General features: G+C 54.1%; 18 protein-coding genes. 16 read left to right on the top strand and 2 right to left on the bottom strand.

Annotated features, from left to right (window positions below; all coding sequences use genetic code 11):
• Window positions 1-154 precede the first annotated feature (154 nt).
• From xylB to rseP, 9 genes are all read left to right on the top strand, one after another.
• On the top strand, window positions 155-1624 hold the full coding sequence (xylB, locus tag OCV63_RS06885) for a xylulokinase (protein ID WP_158363066.1): 1470 nt from the start codon (window positions 155-157) through the stop codon (window positions 1622-1624).
• A gap of 80 nt (window positions 1625-1704) precedes the next feature.
• On the top strand, window positions 1705-3189 hold the full coding sequence (locus OCV63_RS06880; protein WP_158363174.1) for an L-fucose/L-arabinose isomerase family protein: 1485 nt from the start codon (window positions 1705-1707) through the stop codon (window positions 3187-3189).
• Window positions 3190-3370: 181 nt separating this feature from the next.
• Window positions 3371-4417, top strand: coding sequence for an N-acetylmuramoyl-L-alanine amidase (locus tag OCV63_RS06875; RefSeq protein ID WP_158363064.1), 1047 nt, complete (start codon window positions 3371-3373; stop codon window positions 4415-4417).
• 77 nt (window positions 4418-4494) lie between these two features.
• Entirely contained in the window at window positions 4495-5190 is a 696-nt protein-coding gene (gene pyrH / locus OCV63_RS06870; RefSeq protein ID WP_158363062.1) for a UMP kinase, read from the top strand.
• A gap of 29 nt (window positions 5191-5219) precedes the next feature.
• On the top strand, window positions 5220-5774 hold the full coding sequence (gene frr / locus OCV63_RS06865; RefSeq protein WP_158363060.1) for a ribosome recycling factor: 555 nt from the start codon (window positions 5220-5222) through the stop codon (window positions 5772-5774).
• A 127-nt stretch (window positions 5775-5901) separates the two neighbouring features.
• The gene (locus OCV63_RS06860) at window positions 5902-6609 is read left to right on the top strand and encodes an isoprenyl transferase (protein ID WP_416862002.1); all 708 of its coding nucleotides are present in this window, start codon (window positions 5902-5904) and stop codon (window positions 6607-6609) included.
• A 1-nt stretch (window position 6610) separates the two neighbouring features.
• A complete protein-coding gene (locus tag OCV63_RS06855) occupies window positions 6611-7420 on the top strand; it encodes a phosphatidate cytidylyltransferase (protein WP_158363056.1) in 810 nt (269 codons plus the stop codon).
• Between the two features lie 28 nt (window positions 7421-7448).
• Window positions 7449-8591, top strand: coding sequence for a 1-deoxy-D-xylulose-5-phosphate reductoisomerase (dxr, locus tag OCV63_RS06850; RefSeq protein ID WP_158363054.1), 1143 nt, complete (start codon window positions 7449-7451; stop codon window positions 8589-8591).
• 1 nt (window position 8592) lies between these two features.
• Entirely contained in the window at window positions 8593-9624 is a 1032-nt protein-coding gene (rseP, locus tag OCV63_RS06845) for an RIP metalloprotease RseP (protein WP_158363052.1), read from the top strand.
• A 180-nt stretch (window positions 9625-9804) separates the two neighbouring features.
• On the opposite strand, the gene OCV63_RS06840 is transcribed toward rseP, so the two are convergent.
• Window positions 9805-10485 (bottom strand): LrgB family protein, encoded by a 681-nt coding sequence (locus tag OCV63_RS06840; protein WP_158363050.1) that lies wholly within the window; start codon window positions 10483-10485, stop codon window positions 9805-9807.
• Window positions 10478-10849 carry a CidA/LrgA family protein gene (locus OCV63_RS06835; protein ID WP_158363048.1) on the bottom strand — a complete coding sequence of 124 codons (372 nt, stop codon included), beginning with the start codon at window positions 10847-10849 and terminating at the stop codon, window positions 10478-10480. The genes OCV63_RS06840 and OCV63_RS06835 overlap by 8 nt, the downstream gene beginning before the upstream one ends.
• Window positions 10850-11011: 162 nt before the next feature.
• Here OCV63_RS06835 and OCV63_RS06830 point away from each other — a divergent pair, with 162 nt between their 5' ends.
• From OCV63_RS06830 to OCV63_RS06800, 7 genes are all read left to right on the top strand, one after another.
• Window positions 11012-13195, top strand: coding sequence for a tetratricopeptide repeat protein (locus OCV63_RS06830; RefSeq protein ID WP_158363046.1), 2184 nt, complete (start codon window positions 11012-11014; stop codon window positions 13193-13195).
• The gene (locus OCV63_RS06825) at window positions 13173-13367 is read left to right on the top strand and encodes a response regulator transcription factor (protein WP_317245706.1); all 195 of its coding nucleotides are present in this window, start codon (window positions 13173-13175) and stop codon (window positions 13365-13367) included. The genes OCV63_RS06830 and OCV63_RS06825 overlap by 23 nt, the downstream gene beginning before the upstream one ends.
• 235 nt (window positions 13368-13602) lie before the next feature.
• The gene (locus OCV63_RS06820) at window positions 13603-14466 is read left to right on the top strand and encodes a hypothetical protein (RefSeq protein WP_158363042.1); all 864 of its coding nucleotides are present in this window, start codon (window positions 13603-13605) and stop codon (window positions 14464-14466) included.
• Complete coding sequence (locus OCV63_RS06815; RefSeq protein ID WP_158363040.1) at window positions 14463-16640, top strand: ATP-binding protein; 2178 nt, start codon at window positions 14463-14465, stop codon at window positions 16638-16640. Before OCV63_RS06820 ends, OCV63_RS06815 begins: the two co-directional genes overlap by 4 nt.
• Window positions 16641-16643: 3 nt before the next feature.
• Window positions 16644-18623, top strand: a complete 1980-nt coding sequence (locus tag OCV63_RS06810) for a hypothetical protein (RefSeq protein WP_158363038.1) — start codon at window positions 16644-16646, stop codon at window positions 18621-18623.
• Window positions 18624-18633: 10 nt separating this feature from the next.
• On the top strand, window positions 18634-19173 hold the full coding sequence (locus tag OCV63_RS06805; RefSeq protein WP_158363036.1) for a hypothetical protein: 540 nt from the start codon (window positions 18634-18636) through the stop codon (window positions 19171-19173).
• On the top strand, window positions 19170-20996 hold the full coding sequence (locus OCV63_RS06800) for an ATP-binding protein (RefSeq protein WP_158363034.1): 1827 nt from the start codon (window positions 19170-19172) through the stop codon (window positions 20994-20996). The genes OCV63_RS06805 and OCV63_RS06800 overlap by 4 nt, the downstream gene beginning before the upstream one ends.
• The last annotated feature ends 19 nt before the right edge of the window (window positions 20997-21015 follow it).

Below are 21015 nucleotides of genomic sequence, written 5' to 3'. Positions count from 1 at the left end.
TGAATACAGGTTGGAAACTATACAAAATTAATAAAAATAAGGGGATGGGAGGAAAATGACGGCAAAGTGTTGAAAAACTCTTCCGGATATTGTAATATAAAAACAAAAAGCGTGCACGGGCACGCAACGTGCAAAGAGAAAAGGAGGACATGGGATGCTGTATGTGGGAGTGGATCTCGGTACATCCGCAGTAAAACTGCTTCTGATGGATGGAAAAGGACGGATTGAAAAAATCGTGTCCAGAGAATACCCAATTTATTTTCCGAACCCGGGCTGGTCGGAGCAGAAGCCGGAGGATTGGTTCGCGCAGACGATGAATGGATTAAAGGAGTTGCTTTCAGAATGTGACAGGAGTCAGGTGGCGGGTATCAGTTTTGGCGGACAGATGCATGGACTGGTGATTCTGGATGACCAGGATCAGGTAATTCGTCCTGCGTTGCTCTGGAATGACGGGCGGACCTATGAAGAATGCGATTACCTGAATCAGATAATTGGGAAGGAAAAGCTTTCCGGGTATACAGCGAATATCGCGTTTACCGGCTTTACTGCTCCGAAAATTTTGTGGGTGAAAAACAAAGAACCGGAGAATTTCGCACGGATCCGAAAAATCATGCTGCCGAAGGATTACATTGCCTACCGACTTTCCGGAGTACACTGTACCGATGTATCCGACGCTTCCGGAATGCTGCTTTTTGATGTAAAGCACAGAAAATGGTCGTCCGAAATGTTGGAAATCTGTGGGGTAACAGAAGAGCAGATGGCAAAGGTCTATGAGTCCTATGAGACAGTCGGCAATGTGCTTCCGGAGATTGCGAAGGAGCTGGATATTCCGGAGACAGTGAGAATTGTGGCGGGCGCAGGCGATAATGCGGCAGCGGCAGTAGGAACCGGGACGGTGGGGGATGGAAGATGTAATATTTCCCTGGGAACCAGTGGAACCATCTTCATTTCTTCTGAAAAATTCGGCGTAGATCGCAACAATGCCCTTCATGCGTTCGCCCATGCGGACGGTCATTATCATCTGATGGGCTGCATGCTCAGCGCGGCCTCCTGCAACAAATGGTGGATGGAAGAGATTGTCGGAACCGGGGATTATGCGGCAGAGCAAAAGGACATAGAAAAGCTTGGCGAGAATCATGTGTTTTTCCTGCCCTATCTGATGGGGGAGCGTTCTCCGCATAATAATCCGAACGCCAGGGGAACCTTTATCGGCATGACCATGGACACCAGCAGGACTGATATGACTCAGGCGGTTCTGGAAGGTGTGGCGTTTGCGCTGAGGGACTCCCTGGAGGTGGCCAGATCCCTGGGACTCCATATTGAGAGAACGAAGATTTGCGGCGGCGGAGCAAAGAGCCCGCTCTGGAGAAAAATTATGGCCAACGTCCTGAACCTGAAGGTGGATATGATTGAGAGCGAAGAAGGACCGGCCCTTGGCGGAGCCATGCTGGCGGCCGTGGCCTGCGGCGAATATAAAAATGTGGAAGAAGCGGCGGAAAAGCTGGTGAAGGTAATCGGCACCGTAGAACCGGAGCCGGAGCTTGTGGAAAAGTATGAGGCAAAATATCAGCAGTTCCGTCAGATCTATCCGGCGTGCAAGCCGCTGTTTGAACTTATCAGATAAAAGCAGGAGGAAGAAGCTTACATCGGACTCACAGGAAAAAATATTTCTGTTAAATAAAACATATCAGGAGGTAGTAAATGATGAACAACATTCCAAAGGTAAAAATCGGTATCGTGGCGGTCAGCCGCGACTGTTTCCCGGAGTCTCTTTCCGTAAACCGGAGAAAGGCGCTGGTGGACGCTTATAAGGCAAAATACGACGAGGCGGATATCTATGAATGTCCGGTCTGTATCGTAGAGAGTGAAATTCACATGGTGCAGGCGCTGGAGGATGTAAAGGCTGCAGGCTGTAACGCGTTGGTGGTATATCTTGGAAACTTCGGACCGGAGATTTCAGAGACTCTGCTTGCGAAGCATTTTGATGGTCCTAAAATGTTCGTGGCGGCAGCCGAAGAGAGCGGCGATAATCTGATTCAGGGACGCGGAGACGCGTACTGTGGTATGCTGAACGCAAGCTATAATCTGGCGCTGAGAAATATCAAAGCCTATATTCCGGAATATCCGGTGGGAACTGCGGAGGAATGCGCGGACATGATCCATGAGTTTGTTCCGATTGCGAGAGCCATCGTCGGACTTTCGGATTTGAAGATTATCAGCTTCGGACCCCGCCCCCTGAACTTTCTGGCCTGCAACGCGCCGATTAAGCAACTGTATAATCTGGGCGTGGAGATTGAAGAAAATTCAGAGCTGGATCTTTTTGAAGCGTTTAAGAAGCATGAGGGAGACCCGCGTATCGCGGAAGTGGCTGCAGATATGGCGAAGGAGCTGGGCGACGGCAATAAGAAGCCGGAGATTCTGCCGAAGCTGGCCCAGTATGAGCTGACGCTGCTCGACTGGATTGAGGAGCACAGAGGATATCGCAAATACGTGGCCATTGCCGGAAAATGCTGGCCTGCGTTCCAGACCCAGTTCGGATTCGTTCCGTGCTATGTCAACAGCCGTCTGACCGGACGGGGAATCCCGGTATCCTGTGAGGTGGATATCTACGGCTGCTTAAGCGAGTTCATCGGAACTTGTGTAAGCGATGATATCGTAACATTACTTGATATCAATAATACAGTGCCGTATGATTTATATAACGAAGATATCAAAGACAAATACGATTACAGCAGCACGGATGTATTTATGGGTTTCCACTGCGGCAATACCAGCAGCAAGAAGCTGTCCTTCTGCCAGATGAAATATCAGCTGATTATGGCGAGAAGTCTGCCGGAGGAGGTTACCCAGGGAACCCTGGAGGGAGATATCGCTCCGGGCGATATTACCTTCTTCCGTCTGCAGAGTACCGCAGACAACATTCTCCGGGCTTATGTGGCCAACGGCGAGGTCCTTCCGGTGGCAACCCGATCCTTTGGCGCAATCGGCATCTTCGCGATTCCGGAGATGAAGCGCTTCTACCGCCATGTACTGATTGAGGGCAATTTCCCCCATCACGGAGCGGTAGTGTTCGGTCACTATGGAAAAGCGCTGTATGAAGTATTTAAATATATTGGCGTAGATGTAAAAGAAATCGGTTATAACCAGCCGGCAGGAGTACGTTATCCGACGGAAAATCCATTTGCATAAGTCATAAAAGTACGGTTGAAGGGATGCAGCAGGGCGTTTGTCCTGCGCGGAAAGTAAGGCGGGTCGGATTTCGAATTCCGATTTTAAATATTGAAAAAGTAGAAAACATCGTTTGTATCTGATAGAATAGAAGCCGTCAGATATAAACGGTGTTTTTGCGTATAGCGATAGGAGGACGGGGATGAAGCGGAAAATAGTACGGGGACTTCTGGCGGGTCTGCTGGCAGTAAGCCTGTGGGGCTGCGGCAAAGATAAGACGGACGAGGCGGCGCAGCAGGAGAGTGTGACTGTAGCGGAGGAAGAAGAGTCGGAGGCGGATGTGGCGGACGATTCAGGGGCCGAAGGAGAGACTGTCGATGGGGCTGATGAAAGAGACGTTCAGAAGGCAGATACAGCTTCTATGGAAGAAGATACAGAAGCGACAGATGCGGCAGACAACAGTGAACCAGCTGACGATGCCTCTGTGATAAATTACGAGGACGGTCAGCTCATTTCCCTGGACGATACCTGGCAGTACGCCGACCACTCCGCCATTCACAGTGGCGCGGCGGTTCTGTACCGGGCGGCAGAGAACCGGAAGGATATCATCATTGGCGTCAACGCAGGCCATGGAACCTCGGGAGGCAGCAGTGTCAAAACCCTCTGCCATCCGGACGGCTCAGCCAAGACCACGGGAGGCAGCACAGGGGCGGGAGCCACCAGGGCGGCAGCAGTATCCGGCGGCATGACCTTTCAGGACGGCACGCCGGAGAAGAGCGTGACCCTCAGAATGGCGCAGATTTTCCGGGACAGGCTGCTGGCGGCGGGGTACGATGTGCTGATGCTGCGAGACGGCGACGATGTGCAGCTGGACAATGTGGCCCGGACGGTCATCTGCAATAACGTGGCTGACTGCCATATCGCCCTCCACTGGGACGGGGACGGCCTTAGTTATGATAAGGGCTGCTTTTATATCTCCGTGCCGGACGCATTGAAAAGTATGGAGCCGGTGGCGTCCCACTGGCAGCAGCACGACGCGCTGGGGGCGGCTCTGATTGCAGGCCTTCAGAATCAGGGCGCAGCCATTTACAAGAATGGACAGATGAGCATTGATCTGACCCAGACCTCCTACAGCACCATTCCCTCCGTGGATATGGAGCTTGGCAATGCCTGCTCGGATCACAGCGACGAGGCCTTATCCAGGCTGGCAGACGGACTGATCGAAGGGGTAAATGGATATTTTGATTGAAATAGAGGGGACAGGTGTGCTATACTGAATCTAGTATTGAGCAGTGGGCGCACTGCAGACCAAAAGGAGATCCGAACATGAAACGAGTATTATTGAAATTAAGCGGTGAGGCTCTCGCGGGCGAGAAGCACACAGGCTTTGATGAGGCTACCGTTCTGGGCGTGGCAAAGCAGGTGAAGACCCTGGTGGACGACGGCATTCAGGTGGGTATCGTCATCGGCGGCGGCAACTTCTGGAGAGGCCGTACCAGTGAAAATATGGAGCGTACCAAGGCAGACCAGATCGGTATGCTGGCTACGGTTATGAACTGTATCTATACCTCAGAGATTTTCCGTTCCATCGGAATGAAGACGCAGGTATTTACACCCTTCGTATGCGGCGGCTTCGCAAAGCTGTTTACCAAGGACGAGGCAGTAGCTTTCCTGGAGGAAGGCGGCGTGGCGTTCTTCGCAGGCGGAACCGGACACCCCTATTTCTCCACAGATACGGGTACCACTCTTCGCGCCATTGAGATTGAGGCGGACGTGATCCTGCTGGCCAAGGCCATCGACGGCGTATATGACAGCGATCCCAAGGTGAACCCGGAGGCGAAGAAGTACGATGAGATTTCCATTGCCGAGGTGGTAGACAAGCGTCTGGCTGTCATGGATCTGACCGCTTCCATCATGTGCATGGAGAATAAGATGCCCATGCTGGTATTTGGCCTGGAGGGCGAGAACAGCATCGTGGATACCGTAAGAGGGAAATTCAACGGAACCAGAATTACCGTATAGTCGGAATAAATGAATCGGAGGATTTGAATATGGATGAGAGATTGAAAGTATATGAGGAAAAAATGACCAAGTCTTATGACGCGATGATTCGCGAGTTTACAGCGATCCGCGCAGGCCGCGCCAATCCGCACGTGCTGGACAAGCTGAAGGTAGATTACTACGGAACTCCCACACCGATTCAGCAGGTGGGCAACATTTCCGTACCGGAGCCCAGAATGCTGCAGATTCAGCCCTGGGAGAAGAGCCTGATTAAGGCCATCGAGAAGGCGATTCTGACTTCGGATCTGGGTATTACCCCGTCCAACGACGGTACCGTGATCCGTCTGGTATTCCCGGAGCTGACCGAGGAGCGCAGAAAGGATCTGGTAAAGGATATCAAGAAGAAGGGCGAGGCTGCCAAGGTAGCCATCCGCAATATCCGCCGTGACGCCAACGAGGTCTTCAAGAAGCAGAACAAGGCCAATGAGATTTCCGAGGACGATATGAAGGATCTGGAAACCAAGACCCAGAAGATAACCGATAAGTACATTGCGGACATCGACAAGGCTGTGGACGAGAAGTCCAAGGAGATTATGACCGTATAAGGTCTGGAGGAAAAAATACGAGGGGACGGGTGGTATCTTTGTGCTGCCCGTCCCATTGTGCGATTCAGACAGATAAGCGTAAGTGTCTGGAGAGAACCATGGAGGAAGTAAAAATATGGAAAAAGACATCAAGATCCCACAGCATGTGGCCATCATTCTGGATGGCAACGGACGCTGGGCAAAGGCAAAGGGAATGCCCCGGAATTACGGACACGCCCAGGGCGCCAAAACAGTGGAAACCATCTGCCGGGAGGCCTGGAATATGGGCATTAAATACCTGACAGTTTACGCCTTTTCCACAGAGAACTGGAAGCGGCCCCAGGAGGAGGTGGACGCTCTGATGAAGCTTCTGCGAAATTATATGAAGAACTGCCTGAAAACGGCGGAGAAAAATCATATGCGGGTCCGGGTCATCGGCGACAAGACCGCGTTGGCAGAGGATATCCGGAAAAGCGTGGCGGAGCTGGAAGAGGCCTCAAAGGACAATGACGGTCTGAATTTCCAGATCGCCATCAACTACGGCAGCCGGGACGAGATGGTGCGGGCCATGAAGAAGATGGCGGCTGACCGGGACGCCGGAAAATTAAGCGCGGCGGATATCAGCGAGGAGACCTTTGCACAGTATCTGGATACCGCAGGCATTCCGGATCCGGATCTGCTGATCCGCACCAGCGGCGAGCAGCGCCTGTCCAATTATCTTCTCTGGCAGCTTGCTTATTCGGAGTTTTATTTTACAGATATTCACTGGCCGGATTTTTCCAAAGAGGAGCTTGAAAAAGCGATTCTGGCATATAATAAGCGTGACAGACGCTACGGCGGCGTGAGGGAGGAATAAGATGAAGTCATTTCTGACGAGACTGATAAGTGGCATTGTGCTGCTGGCAATTATCATATCCACAGGTATCGTGGGCGGTCCGGTGCTGTTTGGCTTTACCTTTTTGATTTCCCTGATTGGATACTGGGAATTCCTGAAGGTGTTCGGACTGGAGAAGAAGCTTCCGGGCGTATTCGGTCTGGTTTTCGCGGTGCTTTATTACGGAACCGTCTATCTGGGAGATGCCTTCAACATGGCGGGGCCGCTGCTTCTGGTGGGCTTTCTGATGGTGCTGATGGGCATCTATGTGTTTACATTTCCCAAATTCAGGACCGATGAGATTACCGCGCCCTTTTTCGGGCTGGTATATGTGGCGGTAATGCTTTCTTTCCTGTATCAGACCCGCATGATTTCCATTGAGGGAAGAGATACGCCGATTGTGTATTTCCTGATTTTTATCTGCTCCTGGGGCTGCGATACCTGCGCCTACGCGGTGGGGATTCTGTTTGGAAAGCATAAGATGGCTCCGGTGTTAAGCCCGAAGAAGTCCGTGGAGGGCGGTATCGGCGGTATCGTGGGCGCTGCGCTTCTGGGCGCCATCTACGGCATGATTTTTGACCTGGATATCCAGGGCTGCGTGATTCTGTGCGCGGCAGGCGGAGCAGTGTCCCAGATTGGTGATCTGGCGGCGTCTGCCATCAAGCGTAACCACAATATCAAGGATTACGGACATCTGATTCCGGGACACGGCGGTATTCTGGATCGGTTCGACAGTGTGATTTTTACCGCGCCGATTATCTATGTACTGACGCTTCTGATGTTCAGACGATAAAGGTTCATAAGGCAATGAGGAGAAAAGAATGAAAAAGATAGCAATCTTGGGCTCTACGGGATCCATAGGAACCCAGACCCTGGAAGTAGCGAGAAATAACGGCGATCTGGAGATCGTATCTCTAGCAGCCGGAAGCAATGTAAAGAAGCTGGAGGAACAGATCCGGGAATTTCATCCCCGTCTGGTGGCAGTCTGGACCGAGGAAAAAGCAAAAGAACTGCGGGATGCAGTGAAGGATCTGGACGTGAAGGTCGTATCCGGTATGGATGGACTCATCGAGATCTGCACACTGCCGGAGGCGGAGATCGTGGTGACGGCCATCGTGGGAATGATAGGAATCGTTCCTACAATTGCGGCCATGAAAGCAGGAAAAGACATCGCCCTGGCCAACAAGGAGACTCTGGTGACCGCAGGCCACATCATCATCCCCCTGGCGAAGGAGACCGGCGTACAGATTCTGCCGGTGGACAGCGAGCACAGCGCTATTTTCCAGTGCCTGCACGGAGAAAACCGCAGCCAGCTTAAGAAGATTCTGCTGACTGCTTCCGGCGGACCCTTCCGCGGAAAGAAGCTGGAGGATCTGAAGAATATCCAGGTGGAGGATGCCCTGAAGCATCCGAACTGGGCCATGGGCCGGAAAATCACCATCGATTCCTCTACCCTGGTCAACAAGGGACTGGAGATGATGGAGGCAAAATGGCTGTTCGGCGTGGAACCGGAGAATATCCAGATTGTGGTGCAGCCCAAGAGTATCATTCATTCCATGGTGGAATTCGTGGACGGCGCGGTGATTGCGCAGCTGGGCACACCGGATATGAAGCTGCCGATTCAGTACGCCCTGTATTATCCGGAGCGGCGCTTCCTGCCGGGCGAGCGGCTGGATTTCTGGAAGCTTACGGAAATCACTTTTGAAAAGCCGGATATGGAGACCTTCAGGGGTCTGAAACTGGCCTTTGACGCGGCGGCTGCGGGCGGCTCCATGCCCACGGTATACAATGCGGCCAACGAGCGGGCGGTAGCCAAATTCCTGGACCGGAAGATTGCGTACCTGCAGATCCCGGAGATTATCGAGACCTGTATGGAGCATCATAAGGTAAAAGAAAATCCGTCTGTGGAGGAGATTCTGGACACGGAGCAGGCGGTATACGAATTTATCGAAAGCAGGTGGTAAGTTGAAAATCATACTTGCGCTTCTGATATTTAGCCTGATTGTGCTGTTCCATGAGTTCGGCCATTTTCTGCTGGCCAAGCGGGGCGGCATCGGCGTGACGGAATTTTCTCTGGGAATGGGCCCCAGACTCTTCAGTAAGCAGATTGGAGAGACCCGCTATTCCGTGAAGCTCCTGCCCTTTGGAGGCTCCTGCATGATGGTGGGAGAGGACGGGGAGAGCGACGAGGAGAATTCCTTTGGTAGCAAATCCGTTTGGACCCGGATTTCCGTGGTGGCGGCAGGCCCCATTTTCAACTTTATACTGGCCTTTTTTATGGCGCTGTTTATCGTGGGGAGTATCGGCTACGACGCGCCGGACGTGGTGAAGGTCATGGAAGGCTATCCGGCGGCGGAAGCCGGTATGCAGCCCGGCGACCGGATCGTGCAGATGAATAAGACCCATATCCACGTGTACCGGGAGGTCAGTCTCTACGTGCAGATGCACCAGGGTGAGACGGTTACGGTGACTTATGAGCGGGATGGCGAGCGCCATGCGGTGACGCTGGAGCCGAAAATGAGCGAGTATGGCACGTATCTCCTGGGCTTTCAGGGCTCCGGCGTGCGGACAAAAGGAAATGTTTTCCAGACGGTATATTACAGCGCTTATGAGGTGAAATACTGGATCAGTACCACGCTGAAGAGTCTGGCGATGATGTTCCACGGCCAGGTCAGCGCCGACGATATCTCAGGCCCGGTGGGTATCGTGAATGCCATTGGAAATACTTATGAGGCCAGCCGGGAGGACGGCGGCTTTTACGTATGGCTGAATATGCTGAATATTTCGATTCTCCTGTCAGCCAACCTGGGTGTGATGAATCTGCTGCCGATTCCGGCTCTGGACGGCGGACGGCTGGTATTTCTCCTGCTGGAAGTACTGCGCCGGGGCAAGCGGATCGATCCGGAGAAGGAGGGCATGGTCCATTTTGTGGGACTGATGCTTCTGATGGCTTTGATGCTGGCGGTGATGTTCAATGATTTCCGGAATATTCTGTAAAAAGAATGTGCCCTCGGCACATTCTTGCGCCGAGGCGCGGTTGCCCTGGCAACCACCTACTACTGCGCCGAGTGTGCATCTTTGCAAGCTTTGCTTGCTTTTATGGAATAGGGAATTCTATCGGAATTTCCTATTCCATAAAAAAAGAATCCCAGGCGGGATTCTTTTTTTAGTCCAACATTATAACAGCACCATAGAAAAGACAACGGTCATGATTCCGCAGACGCCGATGGCCAGTCCGCTCATGGCGCCCTCTGTTTCTCCAAGCTCCAGGGCCTTGGAGGTACCGACGGCATGGCTGCAGGCTCCGATGGCCAGACCTGCGGTAATGGGATTCTTCACCCGGAAAATGCGGATCAGGTAGGGAGCCAGGATGCTGCCCAGGATTCCGGTGAAGATGACAGCGATGACGGTCACCGGTACGATACCGCCGTGGCTCTGGCAGACCTCCACCGCAATGGGCGTGGTGATGGATTTGGGCAGAAGGGAGGCAGTCATGGCCTCGTCCAGACCAAAGAGCCGGCAGAGCACATAGACGCTGCCCATGGAGGACAGGGAGCCTACGGTGCAGCCCACCAGAATCGGAATGGCGTTCTCCTTCAGAATCTGAATCCGGGTGTAGATGGATACAGCCAGGCAGGCGGTAGCCGGAGCCAGAAACATATTGATGACCGCGCCGCCGTTGTTGTAGCTCTCATAAGGAATATCGAAGGCCAGCAGGACAAGCACGATAGCCAGGATAGCGAAGAGCAGCGGATTGCAGAAGGGCGATTTCAGCTTCTTCTGCAGCTTTTCCCCGGCCCAGAAGGCCAGGACGCTTACGGCAATGCCGAAGTAAGGGGAAGTCCATAATTCACGCATGGCAGCCTCCCTTCCTGCGGGAAAGCAGATACATGGTGAAACGCACGCTGTAGGCTGTGGCCGCAAAAGTAATGATGGTAGTCAGTACACAAATCAGCAGCAGGGGAAGCCAGTTGGCTCTCAGAATGTCCAGATAATTGATGACGTTCACGCCTGCCGGAATAAAGAAAAATGCCATATTGGCCAGCAGAAAGTCTGATTTCTCCCGGATATGGTCAATTTTCAGAAGGCCGCTCAGCAGAAGCAGAAAGAGTAAAATCATACCGATGACGCTGGCCGGAAGGGCAAAGGGCAGAAATTGCTCGATCAATACGCTGAGGGCGCAGATGGAGAAAATAATTCCAACTTGTTTGATAATCTTCATAATAGAACTCCTCTCTTGTCTCATACCAAAGTCGGATATAAAATCGCTTCTTATCATACACCAAAGCCCAAAATTCTACAAGAAGCAAGTTATTTTTTCATAAAAAAAAGTGAAATATGCGCGGCACACCCTAAAATGAAAATCCTGTGTTATAATATAGCTATGAAAAAGACGCAGACAACAGAAATAGACGAACTGCATATCGAACACCCGGAGCTGGAACAGAGAATGTGCGAGGATTTAAAAAATTACGGCATTCTTTATTTTCATGCGCCTATAGGCTGGGAAAAGGACAGGCTGGTTCTGGATTTTGCGGCCCACCACCCGGAATTTGACGCCTGTATTGTGACTGATCTGGATCAGATACCGGACACGAGGGGCGGAGTGCGGATTGTTCCGGGACTGGAACGTCTGCTGGAACAGCCCGGACTGGAACGGCTCTGGACAAAGGTTGGGGAAAGAGGCCGGGAGGAACGATGGATTTTCACCTCCACAGCGCCGCTTCCGGAGGAACTGATGCCCTTCCGGGTGGCCGGACGTCTCCGGATATACGGAGTTCCCGATATCCGGCCGGAGAACCGGGAGGTAAGCGCTTATCTGGAGAAAAAGGGCTTCCGCCTTTACCGGGAAGACTACCTTCATATAGAAAAGGATTTTGACAATATGCCCCTGTGTATCTATATGCTGGAGGAACCGCTGCGGGGCAGCGTCCACGGCTATGGACGGCAGGAAAGAGAGCAGTGTCTGGAGGACGTATTCCGGTGGATTGATATCAAGTTTTTCCGGACGCTGAAGGTGGAGGAACAGAACGCCCTTTTAAGCCTGGCCTGCTTTGAAGAACTGACAGAGGAGCTGGTGTGGACGATTCTGGATATATCGGTAAATGAGGCCAGAGCTCTGGTACAGCGGTTCCGGAAGAAAGGAAGTATTCTGGAGGACTTAGGAGGAGGTCGATGGAGATTTGTAAGGCTGTTCCGTCAGTTCCTGGCCCGCATGATGCATAAATACGCGACTCCGGAGCAGCTGGAGAGACTGTATCAGAGGGCAATGTATTTTTATGAGGAAAAGCAGGATTATACGGCGGCCCTGTGCTTCGCCGATCTTCTGAAGCTTCATGATAAGATGGCGGAGCTCCTGGATCGGATTTTGTCCCGGCCCATCAGCTATGAGACCTTCCTTTCTCTGGAGGACTACTGTCTGAGCGAGCCTTTGCCGGATATGTTGGAATACCCGCGTCTGATTATGGCAGGAGCCATGCTGGAATGTATCGGCGGCAATCTGGAGGGCTATGAGAGATACCGGAAGCTTCTGGAGCGGAGAGAGAAAAAGGATACCGGCTCACTGCTTCTGATCCTGAAGATGATAGGAACAGGCAGCATGACGCCGGAGCTGCTTTCGGAGATCTGGCAGCATGTGGAGGAAGCAGATACGTCTACCGGAGAGATCTGGCGGATGTTGCAGATTCCGGGCAACATTTCCCTGCTTCACGGTGATAAGGATTACAGCGCGTTTTTCCGCTGGGCTGGGAAGCGGGAGAAGAATCCCTACGAGGAAGAGATTCGACGGCTGGCAGGAGAAGAGTACGCGTCTATGGCGGAATTTCTTCTGGGGGAGGTCTTCTATGAGCGAAACCAGCTGGACGAAGCCCTGAACCGTTTTACCAGGACCTTCCGTATGGCTGTGCAGGAAAAAAATCTCCGGATGCAGAAGCTGTGCAACCTGAAGGTGGCAGATCTGATGGTAGTCCGGAATCAAGCCGACGGTGCGGAAGCCTTTCTGCTTCACCGGCTGGAGGAGGAAGAGGAGACGGATTGCTACTGGAATGGCAATCTGTTGGCTCACCGGATCTGGTATCATCTGCTGAAAAATGATGAGAAACGGATTCTGGGCTGGCTGAAAAAGGAAGCGCCGGACGAACGGGGACGTTTTCTAAGCGTAGAGTATTATCAGTATCTGATGAAGGCCAGAGTGTATCTGTGGCTGGAGCAGTATGTTCCGGCAGAGTTGATTTTACTGACCCTGCGGGATTTTGCGGACAGTTACCAGATGACCTATCTGGGAATCCAGGTACGGATTCTGGAAGCGGTACAGGCATTCCGGCAGCAGAGAGAGGGCTGGCAGGAGAGCCTTACAGAGGCGGTGGAGACCGGTCGGAGCTACCATCCGGGTATTCGCGGACGAAGGGGAGGCGGTCTACGAGCTTCTGAACGCCCTGTACGGGGAGAAGGAGCGAAAGGATCCGTATATCCAGGAGATTTTGAAGGCGGCCCGAGCCCAGATGCTGATTTATCCCGGCTATCTGAGACAGAAGAAGAGCCTGAAGGTGGAAAATTTCACCAGCTATGAGAACGACGTGCTGAAGCTTCTGGCCCGGGGCGAGAAGAATGCGGAGATTGCAAGGACCCTGTGCGTGTCGGAAAATACAGTCAAGTATCACCTGAAAAATATCTATCAGAAGCTGGGGGCAAAAAACCGGAGTCAGGCGCTGAATCTGATTACGGAGTATCATCTGATATAGGAAAGAATCCTGCGAAGCAGGATTCTCCGCCTGCGGCGGGTCGCGTAAACGACATACTACCTCTCCGCCGCAGTGCGATCCCCCGGAGGTTTTTTATGTAATAGGGGATTCCAGAGGAATTTCCTATTACATAAATAGAAAAGCAGGAAGGACTACCCGTTTGGGCAGTGCGCTTCCTGCTTTTTTATGGGAAAATTTATGATAGAGTAGTCATAGTTTGTCCGGAGGTGAGAGAATGAAGCAAGAGGCGGAACGGGCGGAAAAGCAGCTGGAGCATTTCCGTGAGACCATGGATCGGCTGACGGCGGCCAGCCATGTGCAGACGGAGTATTTTGGTGAGCATAAAAAAATTGAGGGCTACTATCAGAGCCGGATGCAAGGGCAGATGCTGGGCTGCGACCGGCTGATGAAGCAGGAGAATCTCTTCGGCAGACTGCAGCTGGGCTACAATCCCAACCGGGAGAGGGTATTCCTGTTTGCCAATTTGAAGACATCCCGCTATGATACGGTGGCGAGCCGCTATCAGAAGGAACTGAAGGAATATCAGCAGAAGACCCTTTTAAAGGGAAATAATGAAAACCGGGCCTACGTGTCCCGTTACTGGGAGGGTGCTTCCGTTCTTATCGAAAAGCGCGAGAATAAGCCTTGGACCAGGCGCTCCGTCGCTTCCTACCTGGGACGGGAGAATATGGAAAGCTTACAGAAGACCCTGCCCTTCTTCGTGAAAGAGGAAGAAAAGAAGGCGCTGGAAAAGAGAAAAAGCAGGAAAAAAGAGCTGGAAAAGCAGATACGGCAGCTTCGTCTGGAATCCGGGCGTCAGGCGGCAGAGGAAGACAGGGAAAAACTTCAGGAACGGGAACAGGAGATCAGAGAGCTTCGGAGGGAAGATACCCGGGGTATGTACGAGAAAAATCTTCTGGAGGCCATTCTGATAAAGAAGGATGCGTCTGCCCGGACCTTTCTCCGGAAAATGAATTACGCGTATGATTTCCAGAAAAAGGATATCGAAAGCTATTACCGGGAGCGGAAAAAGACGCTTGGCGAAGTACAGGCAGAGACTGAGGGCGACGCAGAACGCCCGGAGGATGAGGACGAATGAGCGGGATAAGGACAGGGATATTCCAAAATGAGCAGGAATACTATCAGGCGCTGACCGGGTGGGCCAGAGAGCTATTGGCTTCCTATGCGCTGACCCATGTGAAAGCTTCAGAGAACGGAATGCTCCGGAAGAACGGCGGCGTGCTGATTACCCGGGCAGAGCTCCTGCAGGAGCTGAAGCCAGAGCTTCCGGCGTCTGCCGGGGAGGAAAACTACGACCCGGAGCTTTTGCGCGCAGCGCTTGCGGACATCCGGGAGCGGGGCCGGGAGACTATGCGCAGCGGCGGCATGATTGTGATGGAATATCTGTTCCATGCGCTGAAGCTGACAGAGTTCGAAGGCTTTCTGACGGCCCTCTCCCTGGCCTGCGAGCTGGATCACGGACTGGGACTGGCAATCGGATACCTGAACGAGCAGAACGGCGTCCGGGTACCGAGCTTAAGCCTGTGTCTCCGGCTGTATACGGAGAAGGAGGAGGAGCAGCGGTTCCTGTACCAGGAATGTCTGCAGGACTGGGAAAAACTGGGACTTCTCTTTGAGGGAATGGAGGACACGAGCCTGGGAGGGGGAATTCCTGTCCCGGAGGGCTTTCAGGAATTCCGCTTGAAGCTGGATTTCCGGATTCTGAGCTACCTTCAGAATTTTGAGCAGGAGGATCCGGCCCTGGGCGGTATCGTAAGAACCGGCGGGGAGGAGGACATGCGGGAGCCGCTGATTCAGAAGAAGCTGACGGACGGGCTGGAGGCTCTCTACGACAGCGGGGCCCGCAGCTTTTACCTGGAAGGGGAAAATGGTTCCGGCAAGAAGCTTCAGGCCGGAGCTCTCTGCAGGCGGAAGGGCTTGCCCATTCTCTATGTGGACAGCGGAAAGCTGCCGGAGGAGGGAGAGAGCCTTCAGAAAATGCTCCGGCGGATTATGCGGGAAGCCATTCTCCAGGGCGGCAGCGCCCTGTGCGTCTGCGATCTGGAGGGAGATCCGGAGACCGGGCGGGTATCCTGGGAGCGGGTGGAACAGATCCTCTGGGGACTTCGCACCTGGCAGGGCGTGCTGTTCCTGACCGGAGGAAGCGAGTGGGATCGGAAGATTCGCTGTGAACGGTTGATTCGAAAGGTCCGGATTCCGGAAAATACCACGGAGGAGCGGATCCTGCTCTGGAAGCGGTTCCTGGGGGAAGAACTTTTCCCGGAGGGTCTCAATCTGGAGTATCTGGCGGATAAGTACCGGCTTCCGGCCGGACATATCCGGCAGAGCGTGCAGGAATACGAGGATCGGCTGCTGCTGGAGCAGAGCGGGCCAGATGAGCGGTATCTGCTGGAGGCCTGCCGGGCTCAGCTGGAGCATAAGCTGGGGAAGGACGCGGTGCGGATTCCGGTGCATTACCGCTGGGAGGATCTGGTGCTGCCGGATCCCCAGAAAAAGCTGCTTCGGGACGCCTGCGATCAGGTGCGGCTTCATCATCAGGTGTATCATCGCTGGGGCTTTGAACAGAAGCTGGCCTATGGAAGAGGCGTGTCTATGATTTTCTACGGGCCGCCTGGAACCGGCAAGACCATGGGAGCCCAGGTCATCGCCGGGGAGCTGGCCATGGAGCTTTACAAGGTGGATATGGCCGGGGTCATGTCCAAATATGTGGGTGAATCGGAGAAAAAGCTGGGCAATGTTTTCGAGCAGGCAAAAAAGAGCCAGAGCATTCTGTTTTTCGACGAGGCAGACGTACTGTTTGGCAAGCGGACGGATCAGAAGGACTCCAACGACAAATACGCCAATGCAGGAACCGCCTACCTGCTGCAGAAAATAGAGGAGTACGAGGGCATTATCATTCTGGCCACGAACTTCCTGCAGAATTTCGACAATGCATTCCTGCGGAGATTTAAGTTTATTATTGAATTTCCCTTTACGGACGTACCGAGAAGAAGGGAAATCTGGGAACGGGTATTTCCGGCGGATACGCCCCGGGAGGATCTGGACTACGGATATCTGGCGGAGGAATTCAAATTTTCCGGCAGCCAGATTAAAAATGTGGCGGTGGCCGCGGCTTTCCTGGCAGCCGGCGAGGGCGTGCCGGTGGGAATGCGCCATGTGCTGACCGGCGTAAAAAGGGAGATGGCCAAGACAGGAAAGACGCTGCTGGCCAGTGATTTCGGAGGCTATTATTATCTGATGGAGGAGGTATAGAGTATGGGATTAGGCGACTGGTATCAGGAACGGAAAGCGAAAAAGACGGCGAAAAAGGAAGCGGCCCGGCTGGCGGCAGGTCAGGCCAGACAGGCGGCGGAGGAAGAGAAAAAGCGGCAGCAGGAGGCCCAGGCGCAGCAGTCTATGGGATATACGAGAAATTATATCCAGATGCTGGAGCGGATGCAGGGCGCGGGAGACCGAAAGGGATATCAGAATTTGGCGGCTATGCGGGAACAGCTGGTGCAGGGCATGGGCAACAGTCCCCACGCCCAGATTCTGACGGACGCCCTGAACGCTTCCCTGAAGGCGGCGGACGAGCGGATCAGCAGGGCGGAGAAGCAGGAGGGCCATAAAGAAACCATTCGCAAGGAGAGGAAGACGCCTCTGGAGACCCTGATCCGTAAGGAGCAGACTATGACCGACGGTCGGAAATTCAAACCGGAGGGAGAAGCGGCTGCCGCCGGGACGGATCTGAATCAGGAAGAGAAGCTGAAGGAGTCCAGAGGGAAGATTGCGAAAAATAAATTTAAGAATCTGCCGGGGGCAGTCTGGGAAGCCGTGAAGGACGCTTTTTCCGACTGGAAGACCGGTCTGAATACCGTATACGACAAGCTGACGGGAACGATGGATGTGGGAGCCGGTTCCAGCGGCGTCGGCGGTGATTCCAGCGATATCCAGGAGATGGAGAAGGTCATGAAGGACATGACGGATGCGGATACCGGAGGAGCCGGGATCACCGGAGCCGTATTCAGCGGCGTATCTACGATACTCAAGTGTGTAAAAACGGGAATTACCATCGTAGGCGCGATCAAAAATGAAAAAGATAATAAAACGGAGATTACGCTGGACAAGCAGGAACGCTTCCAGGTGGTCCGGGGGCTGTTACATGACATCGTAGAGATCATCAACGGCTTTGGAACGGTCTTTGGTCCCGCCACGAAAATGATTCCTTTCTACAATTCCATTCTGGGTATCGTAAGCAACTCAGCCGCTGTGCTGGCGGACGTGACCGATGTGGTGGCCAATTCCATCTTCCACCACAATATGCGAAAGCGCTGTAAAATGCTTTACCAGAACATGGTGGATAAGAAAACGAAATACGAGAAGAGCGGGGATACGACCGCAGCCCAGGCTTACACCGTAAGAAATAAGTCCAGCGCCATCGATAAGCAGCGCCGGAATCTGTTGGGAAAAATTGCCAAAGAAAATCAGGGCGACGACAGCGTGGGCGGTAAGATCCGCATCGTAAAGGCGGCTTCCTTACGTTCCCGCAACGATACCATTTACCGGGAGGCCCAGTATGGCGTAGGCGCGAGAATTCAGGCACTGGACGAGAAGATCCACGGTCAGGGAAGCATTTCCCCAGAGGAGCGGATCCGTCTGAAGACCCAGAAGCGGGAGCTGGAGGCCATGGAGACCATGGAGCAGTACCGGGAAGCGGATAAGGCAGAAAAGAAGATGAGAAAGGCGCTGCTCCACAATGTGGAAAGCGTTATTACAGGCGGCACCAATGTGGTAGCCAACGGCCTGAAGCTGGCAGGAGAGATCGCCTCAGCCACCGGCGTAGGAGTTATGGCGGGAGCCGGGCTCTATACGGCGGGCATGGCCACCGGAATCGCGGAGGGAAGCTATGAGCTGGCCCGGGGCGGCGGTTCTCTCATCTATAAAAGTATCCGGTATATGGCCGGAACGTCGGACAACAAGGCGACCACCCGGGAGGATATGGCAATCTCCCTGATTGAGCGGATGCATGAGGTGGGAACCTCGGCCGTATGGGACGCCACAGCCGGAGGCTTCAAGGACGACAGAGGTCTCGATCAGGTGGAGGCCCATCAGCTGGCCAGACAGGGAAAAAATGTGGATCATCTGCATGGAATCCTGCGGAGCGGCCTGGACGCCACGATGACAGAGCTGATTGGAAGCAAGGATCGGACAGAGCTGAAGCAAAATATCGCGTCCGCGTTCGGACAGCCGGATTAGGAGGGGCAGTATGCTGACACAGGAGAAAAAAAGGACAGAATTTGAACGGATCAGGGAATTTCTTGCGCAGGCAGAGATTGCGGCAGAGGTAGCCGACAAGGGAAAGCTCTTTGACGATACGGTACTTCTGGTATCCCTGCCCACAGCGGAAGAATTTCCGGAGGATCATGAGCTGACAGAGGAAGAGCTTCATCTGGCGGTGGGTTATCTGGTGGAGCTGGACGAGGAGGAAGAGCGCCTGTCCCATTATCTGATGTTTTACAGCCAGATAGAGGAGGATGTATCGGAGCTTAACAGGGTAGAGATCTTAAGCATGCTCAATGAGCTGAACCGCAGGGTACGGCTGGGCTGCTTCTTCCTGGGGCCGGTGGACGGCCAGGAGACCGAGGGCGTCCAGTACCGCATCATGGTGTCCGGCATGCCGGAGGAGCCTTTTGACGAGGGGCTGGTGGCCGACGCCATTCTGGAGATGGGCACCGGCTACGATATAGCCCTTGGAGCCCTGAGAAAAGCCAACGATGAGATGAAGAGCAGACGGGAGAACGGATGAGATATACACAGATGCTGAATCAGCGCCTGAAAAACGCAGGCAGAGAATATGCAAGGAGCCGGGGGGCGGAAAAGGCAGAGGATCTTTCGAAGGCGATCCGGACGGCACGCAGGGAAGCGGAGGATACGGACAGCTTTTTCCCCTGGGCAGAGGCGGCGGCGCGCCTTAACTGGAGCGGAGAAGAGGAACAGCTGATCGCGGTGCTCTGGGGTCTGGGAAGCCGGAAGGAGACCCTGTCGGAAAAGGAATTTCTGCAGCTCCAGGAGGAGCTTGCGGTTGGGATGGAGAACGGACTTTCCATCTGGTATGTGCAGCGGGAGGAGGGGATACGTCTGTCGCCGGTGCTGACCGGGTGGCTGGAGGGCGAGATCCCGGAGCTTCCCGAGGGCTTGAGCCTGCGGCTCCCGGAGGAGGAGACCGCTTACGGGCTGGATGCCCTTCTTCAGGAGAGCGACGCCATCTTCCGGCTGGCCGACCTGCAGGAGCCTTTCTGCCTCTGTCTGGCGGGCGAGTCTGGCAGCGGCCGGGAATTTGCCATGGAGCGGATTGCGCTCCGGCAGGGGCTGACCTTACTCCTGGCCGAGGGAGACTGCTTCCGGGCCACGGCGGAGGAACAGAACGCCTGCGTGCTCTGCGCCCGCCTGTACAATGCGTTTTTCTGCATCCGTCTGGGAAAAGAGGAGCGTGGACGGCTTCTCACCTGGACGGAGGAAAAATTTTCCTTTTATGGACTGATTCGGGAGAGCAGCCGGACGCTTCGGGAAGACGGAAGAGCCGGAGTGATCACGCGGTTCCTGGAAAAGCCCGACCGGAGCGGGAAGCTTCAGATGGCCCGGGAGGTGCTGGGGGGCTGCCTTGGCCGGCTCCCGGAGGGTATGACGGAGGAAACACTGACCGGACGGCAGCTGCCCACCGGCGCGTATCTTAAGTATCTTTACAGTCTCCGGGCGGAGCTTCTGCTTGGCCCGACGGACGCCCGGAAGCTTCTGCCGCCTGTGGAGGGCGGACGGCTTCAGCTCCTTCCGGCCAACCGGAGCTTTTCGGAGCTGAAGCTTCCGGCTGCCCAGTATGGGAAGCTTAGGGAGATCTGCAGAATGATCAGCGCCCGGGGGCGCGTTCTGGAGCAGTGGGGCTTTGGACAGAAATTTTCTTACGGCAATGGGATCTCGGTGCTGTTTTACGGCGCGCCGGGAACCGGCAAAACCATGGCGGCCCAGGTACTGGCCGCAGAGCTGGGACTTCCTCTGTACCGGGTGGATCTGTCTCAGCTGATCAGCAAATATATCGGGGAAACCCAGAAAAATATCGGTCAGATCTTCGACGAAGCGGAGCGGAGCGAGTGTATCCTGCTGTTCGACGAGGCGGACGCTATTTTCACCAGAAGAAGCGACGTGTCGGACGCCCAGGATCGCTATTCCAACGCGGAGACAGCCTACCTGCTCCAGCGGATCGAGCAGTACGGCGGCGTCTGCATTCTGGCCACCAACCTGCTGCAGAACTTCGACGACGCGTTCCGGCGCAGGATTTCTTATATGGTGCATTTTCCACTGCCGGACGAAGGGCTGCGGCAGGAGCTCTGGGAGAGTATCTTCCCGGAGGAGACGCCGCTTGGCGAGGATCTGGATCCGGCGCTGCTGGCCCGGGCCTTTGAGCTGTCCGGCGCTTCCATCAAGAACGCGGCGCTTCACGGAGCACTTCTGGCGGCTGCGGAAGGCACGGAGGTACAGATGCGGCACCTGATGGACAGCATCAGGAATGAATACGAAAAGCAGGGCAAAAATTTCAGCGCTTCCCAGAGGGAGCTGCTGGATGCTTTCAGATAGAACGATTTTCGGAGGCGGA

The organism is Laedolimicola ammoniilytica, assembly GCF_025567165.1.
GTDB classification, from domain to species: Bacteria; Bacillota; Clostridia; order Lachnospirales; family Lachnospiraceae; genus Laedolimicola; species Laedolimicola ammoniilytica.
The sequence above is the reverse complement of the archived record's forward strand: the minus strand, read 5'-3'. Positions and strand labels throughout refer to the sequence as shown.